This window comes from Nostoc sp. CHAB 5836 (assembly GCF_020829445.1).
Taxonomy (GTDB): domain Bacteria; phylum Cyanobacteriota; class Cyanobacteriia; order Cyanobacteriales; family Nostocaceae; genus Nostoc.
The window spans coordinates 1-9324 of record NZ_JAIVFV010000227.1 but is presented as its reverse complement, the minus strand read 5'-3'; the positions used below and the strand labels follow the sequence as shown (position 1 = coordinate 9324).

General features: G+C 38.7%; 6 protein-coding genes. 1 reads left to right on the top strand and 5 read right to left on the bottom strand.

Annotated elements, in window-relative coordinates; translation table 11 throughout:
- Positions 1-165: 165 nt before the first annotated feature.
- The 5 genes from LC605_RS28775 to LC605_RS28755 all read right to left on the bottom strand — a co-directional run bounded on the left by LC605_RS28775 (position 166) and on the right by LC605_RS28755 (position 6947).
- Positions 166-1146, bottom strand: coding sequence for a glycosyltransferase (locus LC605_RS28775; RefSeq protein WP_229550861.1), 981 nt, complete (start codon positions 1144-1146; stop codon positions 166-168).
- A 188-nt stretch (positions 1147-1334) separates the two neighbouring features.
- Positions 1335-2528: a glycosyltransferase gene (locus LC605_RS28770; protein ID WP_229550860.1), complete on the bottom strand. Its 1194-nt coding sequence runs from the start codon at positions 2526-2528 to the stop codon at positions 1335-1337.
- A 305-nt stretch (positions 2529-2833) separates the two neighbouring features.
- Complete coding sequence (locus tag LC605_RS28765) at positions 2834-4192, bottom strand: O-antigen ligase domain-containing protein (protein WP_229550859.1); 1359 nt, start codon at positions 4190-4192, stop codon at positions 2834-2836.
- 239 nt (positions 4193-4431) lie between these two features.
- Positions 4432-5772 (bottom strand): oligosaccharide flippase family protein, encoded by a 1341-nt coding sequence (locus tag LC605_RS28760; protein WP_229550858.1) that lies wholly within the window; start codon positions 5770-5772, stop codon positions 4432-4434.
- Between the two features lie 47 nt (positions 5773-5819).
- Entirely contained in the window at positions 5820-6947 is a 1128-nt protein-coding gene (locus LC605_RS28755; protein ID WP_229550857.1) for a glycosyltransferase, read from the bottom strand.
- Positions 6948-7950: 1003 nt separating this feature from the next.
- Here LC605_RS28755 and LC605_RS28750 point away from each other — a divergent pair.
- A complete protein-coding gene (locus tag LC605_RS28750) occupies positions 7951-9279 on the top strand; it encodes a hypothetical protein (protein WP_229550856.1) in 1329 nt (442 codons plus the stop codon).
- Positions 9280-9324: the final 45 nt, after the last annotated feature.

The following is a 9324-nucleotide window of genomic DNA, read 5'->3' as shown; positions in this document are numbered from 1 at the left end:
CAATACGGGTATGTGGTAAAGCTTGGACTTCACTTACCAAAGAGCGCAAGCAGTCTATAGTCAGAGTAGCCGTTCGATAGTTAACAATTACTACAAGCAAAGGAATTGGTTTATTTGGTACAATTGTATTGAACATAGAAATAACTTTTTCTGACGGTAAGATTTTCAAGAAGGGATTGGTCTGAAGCCAGTGTGAATGTTAGTCCAATAACGACGCTGTTCTTGCTTGTGCTTGATCCAACGCTCAGCAAACTGAACTGGTCTTCCAATTAGTTTCTGCGTTGGTGATTGGCGAAGCCACCGTTCGTACCCATCTGCAATTGGACCTGCCAAGAGTTCGCGCCAGAGCAATGCTATAGGATCAGGTGTAAAATCCCTCGCCCGCCGAAAGCCGTTGTCAACCATTGCTGAATACAATGCTGGCTCATTCTGTAAACGACGTACTGCAGAAATCACATCATCTGGTTGACGAACTTCGATATAGTCCAATTCAGATTTTCGCAGCATTTGAAACGCTGGCTCTGGTCCTAAGAAAGCAGGGCACCCAGCAAACCAAGCATTAATTAACTTGCTAGATGGTTTAAACGATAGATTATATTCTGTGCAGTCTCTAACTGCCAGAACAATGTCTGCTTGAGTGTAGTCAATCCAGTCATCGCATTGTCTAGCATGTAGATCGGCTGAACTTACTAAAAGCCTAACACCGAGTGATTGCAATTGTGTCAAAAAGTCAGAACTTTTAAATGACTCAGCGAGATTTCGTGTGAAGCCTTTGAAAACAAGATTCTCAATTTTTGTGCCACGGAACTGCTCTCGTGGTTGAAGATTGGGTTGTGGCCAATGGGGGATAAAATGGTCAGTATCATCGATGATATTCAATTGATTTTGGACGATACGTTGCTCACAGATTTCCGGACGACTGCGATCGCATCGACAGGTAACAACGTAGCTCCTAAATGGCAAGTCTCTAGTCATTAAATCGTCATATGAAGTAATACAAATACGACCTGGGATGTAGTGGGGAACAAGATGTACGTTTAAGCCTCGCTGTTTCAAGTGAATGTAGGTTAGTACGCACCAGCAATCCGTTAGGTCAAGGAGTTTATCATAGACTTCTTCAGGACGTGGGAGGCTGGTACTATTCATCAATTTATCCCAAGCTTTCGTATTCTTACATAAGAAATAAACCGGGTGTGGAAGCGGCTTCAGTTCTTCTTGTTCATTCATGGTTATTTTGTCTCCTTTCGTTTAAAAATGCTTTGAATCTTCTTACTTCCTGATCATCTGTTAAGGGCTAGTTATAAACATATTATTTATTCGTTCATTTACTGTGCCTACTTGTTTATAACAATATTTGAGTTGTAACGTCCTGAAGAAAGCCGATGTTCAAACAACCACTGCTGATTTTTGGGTGATTCATAAAGCCAATAATTGATCATTGTATCCCATTTTACAGGAACTTGTAATTGTGTCCAAGTATCAGCAGAAGCCTGAGATAAAGTTTTATAAATCTCTTGATTTGAGAGTAGTTTTTCAATATTTTCCGACAAATAACTAGGGCTTTTTGCAGGAAAAATTAGTGCATTTATCTCATTTTTTAAAATTTGGATAAACATAGGATGATCTGAAGCAATGATTGGTGTTCGAGAACAGAGAGCATGAGTGATAGCAAGCGGAAAACCTTCCGGATATTCGTGATGGCTGGGGACTAAAACAACGTCAGCTTCTCTCATAAGAGAGACTACAGAACTATTTGGTACTAGTCCTAAAAACTCCACACAATCTTCAATCTGTAATTGTCTAGCTTTCTTTAAAAAAAACTCTTTTTCATCTCGACCTGCTAACTGCAAACTCACAGAAAAATTTTTAGCTTTTAACTTAGATATGGCTTCTAAAATATCTCCAACACCCTTCGATTCTATCATTGTTCCAATATAAAATAGTTTCCAGATTTTTTTGTTACAGAGATATTTAGGAGGAAAAGAATCTGGTTTTTCAGTAACAATGAAGTCCCAAGGAATTATTTTATCAGGTTGAATTCCTATTTTTTGAAATGACATAGATGAATTAATACCATAACATCCTACCCATTCAATGTAATTATTTTTTAGTAAATTTGCCAGGAAATAATTACGTAGTTTACTCCGTAAACCCCTTGTTGAAGCAGACTCTGCAAACATCGCTATTGTTGGAATTCGTTTTTTTATTGACCACCGAAAAACTTCCAAAATCGGGGTACGTATAATTAAATGAGTTGGATTTTGATCTTCAATCAGTTTGAGCAATTTTTTAACTTGGATCTTTTTATCAAAACCTGCACCGATTGCCCGAACCCTATTCTCAAGAACTTCATTATAGGGTTCCGTTGTCATACAACAGATAACTGCTACTTCCTCAGCTTGCTTTGTAATTTCAGCAACAGTATCAACTGAATATTTCTGGGCATAATAAGTTTCTTTTTCACCTCTAGCAAAACGATAGACTGCTTCCCGATAATCGCCAGCATACTGCACTATCAATAAACGCATTTTGAAAACCTCTAATACTAGTATATTTTTAGACCTACTGGATGTCTGCAAAATTTTACAAATGGCTATAAATTAAGTAGAATTATTTAAATTTTGTAAATACATTTGATAATTTAAATCACTCACCCTATTTAATAGATTTAACCTTGTTAATTACTTTGCCTTCGTCTTCTATTCGCTTTCTGACTTAAGGCTAATACTTAAAAAATTATTTTTTGATTAACTAGCTATTCTTAACATGAGGAGAACGCACTTATCTTGATAACATATAGAGTAATCCACTCTCCATAATTAAATCGTCAACTTCATTTACCCACTTTGTCGGATCGGTTTAGAGCAGAAAAACTATTATGATGCGGCCTCTGCTGATGTAGAGAACGCTGTGTAGTGAATGAACGCTTACTTACTTTACTAGCTCTTGTTTGTTGTAACACGACTCCTACTAAGCCACCACATGCAAGCGTGTAAACAGGGTTAGTCATGGCGTTTAGAACACAATCTACCATATATAAAGCTAGAAGCACTGCTAAAACAGCAGCAGGAGCTAGTTCCCGCTTATGCCACAGCCTAGCTGGATAAACTTGTAAAAAAGCGATCGCCGGAAGTAATAAGGATGCTGTTAAACTGATTAAGCCAACTGCTCCATTAGTACCAAACGCGATAATCCATAAACTGTCAGTAACCGAGATGTCCTTTCCCCATTCGTCATATATTCGGCTTCGCCCCCAGCCTCCCCAGCCGAAAACTATTTTCTCTCGTGCCTTGTCTGAGAGTATGTCCTCATTGTTATATCTAAACTCTAAAGACGCGACTCTCTCTTGAGGCACAATGCCAGACATAAAGGAAACAATTTGGTCGCTAATAAAGGTTCCATTGATTGCGAAACATAAATATAAAGATATAGATATGCTGAGGAGCAACAATGGCAAAGCAGTACGAAACCACAAGGCAACGAACAAGATAACGATCCCAATTACCAGCAGCATCGACGCACCAAAAGATTTTACTAGGATACTTGTTACTAGCAATGCAATCACAAGCCATCTTATCGGAATACTCCACAATTGCTTGATAACGCCAGCCTTCCACAGCCAAATACCAATCAGTGTAGCTGCCATTATCCATGCACCAACCATCAAACCGTGTTCCATGAATACTGTTGGTCTATATCCGCCATTACGAATTGTTTGGGAAAAGTCCTCACGGGCATTGTAGCCGTAAACTATTCGATGCAACTGCGGACTAATACGAATTTCAAGTAGACATAAAGGAATGTAGACTAACCCACCTGTGAAAATACCAATTGCTAGCTGACGTAGTCCACTCAAGTTACCAAGATATATCCGACCAAGAAAATAAGGTACTCCCCAGGTCATAGTTTGATCGAGAACAGATGTAAACCCATCGTATGGACTTAGGTCATTAGTAATTGATGCAGCAAAGGGGCATATGCACCAGATTAGCATTGGTAGGTCAAGCCAGCTAGGTTTAAACAAACCAATGCGTGCAGCATCAAAGACTATAGTAGCGAGCAAAACACTGTAACAGGTTGCCGACATTTTAGTAATGTCCGGGATTCCTGGTATGGGAAAGACTAAAACTGGAAGAAATAGCCATGCCACGATGAAACTCACAACGATCGCCCGTTGAGGCGAAAACCGCATAAATATATAAAGAACAGCTGGAACCCAGCACAAGACGACAAGGAGTGCTTGAGGACTATACATGAGCCATTGGAATTGCTTAGTGTGAATTATGAATTAAGTCTTTCTTAAATAACCAATGTAATTTTCATGCTTTAATTCGTTTAGTCTTATTGGACCTGGCAGTAAAAGTTTAGAGTCTAAAACCTTAGTTTTTTGTAGCTGAATAAGTCGAAATAAGGCTACAACTAATCTGTTTACTAAAAAAGTCTGTCAATCGGAGAACCAAGTCCCATAATTAGTCTGCTTGCTAATAAAACTGCCAGCAAAACTACAAATAATATGGTTACTTTGAGGTCTTGCATCAAACCATCTAGACCCTCACGCCAAAGACCATAATTCACTATTACGTAGTAGCAAAGGTCATTGAGCGCGACGGCAATGATCGCCCCTAGAACTCCTGTAAGGGAAAATCCAAGTAAAACTCCAACTGAAGTGCAAAGAAATCTAGTTAAGTTACCGCAAGTTGTATATTGAGGCTTTCCAATCGCAAAAAGGGATGGCTCACTCATATTGCATAGTATTCTTGGCCAAATGCCTAGACCTAAAATCGGCAACATCCAAGCTGCATCAATGTATCTCTCATCGTATAACAGTTTTACCAACAAATCGCCGTAGCAAACAAAGATACTCACACTAAATACGAATAGGAGTAGAAGAGGCTCTCGGTTCTGTAAAAGCTTAGTTCTTATAGTCTGCCGAGGGAGGTCAGTAAGTTTTGAAACAGCAGGGAAAATTACCTTACGTCCAAGTGCGAAAGTAAGCGATCGCGGTATATCTGCAAATGTAAGGGCAATACCGTAAATACCTAGCATTTCTAGTGAGAGCAATTTGCTGAGAATAAGTCGGTCGGCTTGTTCTGCAAAAAATGTTATTGCTGTTGAAAGAAATATCCACTTACCAAAAGAAAAAATTTCCTTTGCTGTCTCCTGGTTCCACGTAAAGCGGTTAGATGTTTCAGGTATCAACTGATGGCTCCAGACCATTTGAACTATTGCTGAGGTAAGTGCTCCAACAACAAGAGCCCAAATGGTCGGACTCAACCAAGCCCAAATCAGCATTACTGCAAGTGAAATGATTTGCCCTCCCAGTTCAAAAATTGTCAGCTGGTTAATAGCCATGTGGCGGTTGAGAGTATACAAAGCAGTTGAGTTAAACCCACTAATGATCGTGTTTAGACCAACTAATGGGATCAACCACAATAACTGAGGGTTGTCGTAGAAGTTAGCAACTGGCAAAGCAATTAAAACACAACAGAGCCATATAGCAATACTGCGAATAACTTGTAGTGTCCAGGCAGTATTCAGAAAGACTGGGTCATCCCCACGCTTGTTCTGTATGATATTTGGACCAACACCAATATCCGAGAATAGGTGCAAGCCAGATATAAAAATATGGACTAGAGCCATTAAACCAAATAATTCTGGGAAGAGCAGGCGGCTTAGGATGAGGTTACTACCGAGTCGCAGGAGTTGACTTGTTCCGTAGCTAGCTATAGTCCAAACTGTTCCACGGATGGCAAGCTTTTTTAGAGTTGTCATAACTTCTTTAAGGGGGGAAAATTAAATGCAAGCAATTCAGTAGAAGTTTATATATTGTTGATTCCAATTGGTATAGATGTGACTGTATGAATGTTTAACGGTAGATCAATTGCTTGCTTTTGAGATTTTTCAATGCAAGACCGAAACAATGCAGCTAATTTGCTAGCTTCTATAGCTGCATTGTGCTGTTGAGCAACTCGTTGTGCCCCCGCTCTACCCATTTGTTCTAGCTTTTCCGTCGGCAGATATAAAGCTGCGCGAATTGCCTCTGATAGAGCTTTAACAGAACCAGGTGCTACTAACCAACCGCAAACACCTGGTTGTACTAATTCAGGAATACCTGCCACATAAGTGCTAATGACTGGACGACCTAGTGCCAGTGATTCCATTAGCGCTACTGGCAAACCTTCAGCAAAACTAGGTAACACCATTGATCGAGAAGCTAAAATTTGTTGACGAACTTCAGAATTACTAGCCCAGCCAATGATTTCCACATATTCTTGCAAACCATACTCTACAATTAAGGCTTCAATATCAGTCCGTAAAGGTCCATCGCCTACTAAGCTCAACTTAAACTGTAAGCCCTCACTTACTAACTGATGCACTGCATCTAGTAAAAGCAATTGACCCTTCTGCTCACAGAACCGACCAACACAGACTAAGCGAGGCTTTGTAGGTATCGAGACAATTGCTTGAGCCAAAAAACTATCATCAACGCCACAATGTACAGTATGAATTTTTGACCACTGTTTTGTAGTGCACCAGCGATAAAGCTGACTTTTACCGAAAGAGCTAACAGCCACGACAAAAGCAGCCCGTTCAATTTTTTCTGTTAAAGCAATAAGCTTAACTTTATCAAACTCTTCAGGGCCATGAACAGTAAAGCTATAGGATGGGCCTCCGAGTGCATGGCACAACATTGCTACAGTGGTTGAATTCGTACCAAAGTGAGCGTGAACATGGCTTATCTTCAAATCTGAAACCCATTGCAGAAGAATACAGGCTTCAGCTAAGTAAGCTAAATGATATAAAACTCCTTGTTCCGAATAGCAGCTGAGCTTGAGCGTCAACCACAAAGCCAGTAGTAAACGAATAGGTATGGTGACAGCGACATAGAGCAAACCAATAAACAACCCTACTATACCAACTCCTAAAACTGCCCGAGTTTGTTCCATCTCCAATTTGTCTGCTTCATCAACTAACTCGGTAGCATTGGAAGAACGGATTGAAAACCTAGTTACTTGAATTCCACAACTCTCAAGGCCAGCAATCTCTCGCCGAATAAAACTATGACTAGTTTTGGGATAAGAATTGATTAAATAAGCTATTTTTAACATAAAATAATGCAAATATATTGCGATTAAAAATACTGTTGTAGCAGTTAAATGCTAGAAAGCGCCACTGTAATTATACAATCTTTATAGAAGTCATAGGTTTGTGAAAATCTCTTTGAGAATCAATTAAATTTATATTTAAAGAGGTGATAGAGAAGCTAAAACATAGAAGCAGGGACTTGCCAAAGCGAAATGAAATTTATCCCAAATAAAAAATTACTATTTAATATCTTTATAAAGCTGTTGCTATGTAAATATTTTATGAAATAACCAAAACTTGGATATTTATTTGTTATGAACAATTTAGTTAAACCGAATATACAAAAGCTCCTGATTATATAATTATCTCCGAGTAAATACATAGGAATCAGACTCACATATCGCTAAATATACTGAAAATCAAAGTCTCTTGTGGCAAGCTTACTTGCAGTCAGCGCAAACGCATCTAAATTACTCTTGATCACGACGAAGGTTAAGAACCAAGGAGAAAATCAGGATTTGGCGTTTGATTATTTTTTAAGCCCCAAAGCGATGCCAACTCTTGGAGACGCTACGCGAACGGCGGGCTACGCCTATACTTTTCGCAATAAGCAGAAGTTAATGATATTATTTGCCTTCTATTGAGAATAAAGTTTGCTTATTGACATGATATGGCCGCCCCGTACTTGCAGTAAGCTTGGCTTTAAAAAATTAAATGGTAATTCTCTAGTTAAAATGTATGAACCCTGATGTTACTACCAAAAATTATGTGTGAGTAATAATTTTTTTTATAAAAAAGCTACATTTTTGTGTTCCATACTAGCTTTCAATCTTTTTATCACATTTCAACTCTAAATCTAAAAAAATGAAATTTGATCATCAGAGCCAACCCTCAGCATCAAATAATAATGGCAAGTATTCCAAAAACTTGATGTCCATTGCTCAAGATCAGTCCAATGAACTAAAGAATGATGGATTAAATCTGCTCCCTAATTCTGTTCAATCACTTGAATCAGATGAACTAGAAGGGGCGAAAAAAGGATTAAATCTACGTCCCATATGGAGAATTATTCAGAGAAATGCCCTTTTAATTCTTATAATTACAACGGCAATAACCACAGCAACTTTATACTCAATTTCGAGAAAACCCCGTGTTTATGAAGGCAATTTTCGGTTTTTAGTTGAGCCTATAACCTCTGATGCAAATTTTACAGACCCTTCTGTGTTGTCTCGCAATGAGAATGCTGCTACAGCTATTAATATAGATTATCCTACTCTGCTTCAGCTTTTACAGAGTCCTAGTTTGCTGACTAAAATTGCTAAACGGATTCAAACTCAATATCCTGACTTTAATAATGAATCTCTTAGTCAAGATTTAGTGAATCAGAATTTAGTCATTCGACGTGTTGGAACTAATTTATCTGACTTTACCAAACTTATAGAGGTTCGTTATAGGGGAAAAGACCCTACGCAAGTCCAGTTTATCTTAAGAGAAATTTTAAACGAGTATTTAAAATATGGTCTTGAGAACCGGAAGACCCGTATTAGTTCAGGGGTTGAGTTTATTGAGAATCAACTACCTAGATTGCAGCAGCAAGTTAATAATTTGCAAGGACAAGTGCAAGCACTTCAGCAGCGATATAAACTAAATAATCCTGTGAATGATGGAGCAACTTTATCTCAACAACTTTGGGAAATACAAGCTCAGAAGTTCAATGTCCAAAGGGAACTTAGGGAGCAGAAGACACTTTACGTAAACTTACAGAAACAACTAAATCTATCAGAAAACGAAGCGCTTACGGCATCAACCCTGAGTGAAGACCCTAGTTATCGAGAGCTACTTGCACAACAAAAGAATATAGAGAGGCAGATTGCGGTTAAATCAGTCCAGTTAACTGACGACAACCCAGTTATGCAGTCACTGCGGGAGCAGCAGAGAAATATATCTTTACTCTTAAATCAGGAAGCTCAACGGATCACAGGGCAAGCTCTACCAACTAGAGTAACAAATCCTCAAGTTCTGAATTTTCAAAATTCTACTCGCCAGGCCCTCATTAAACAACTGATAGACACTAGTAACAATACTCAATTACTAGAAGTTCGTAATCAAGCAGTTACAAAAGCTGAGGCTCTCCTTAATCAACAATTACTGCAATTTCTAAGCGTTGCTGTAAGTTATTATACCTACGTATAATAACTGGAAATTGCAGTATTTGTTGATTAAGGAGAGCCTCAGCTT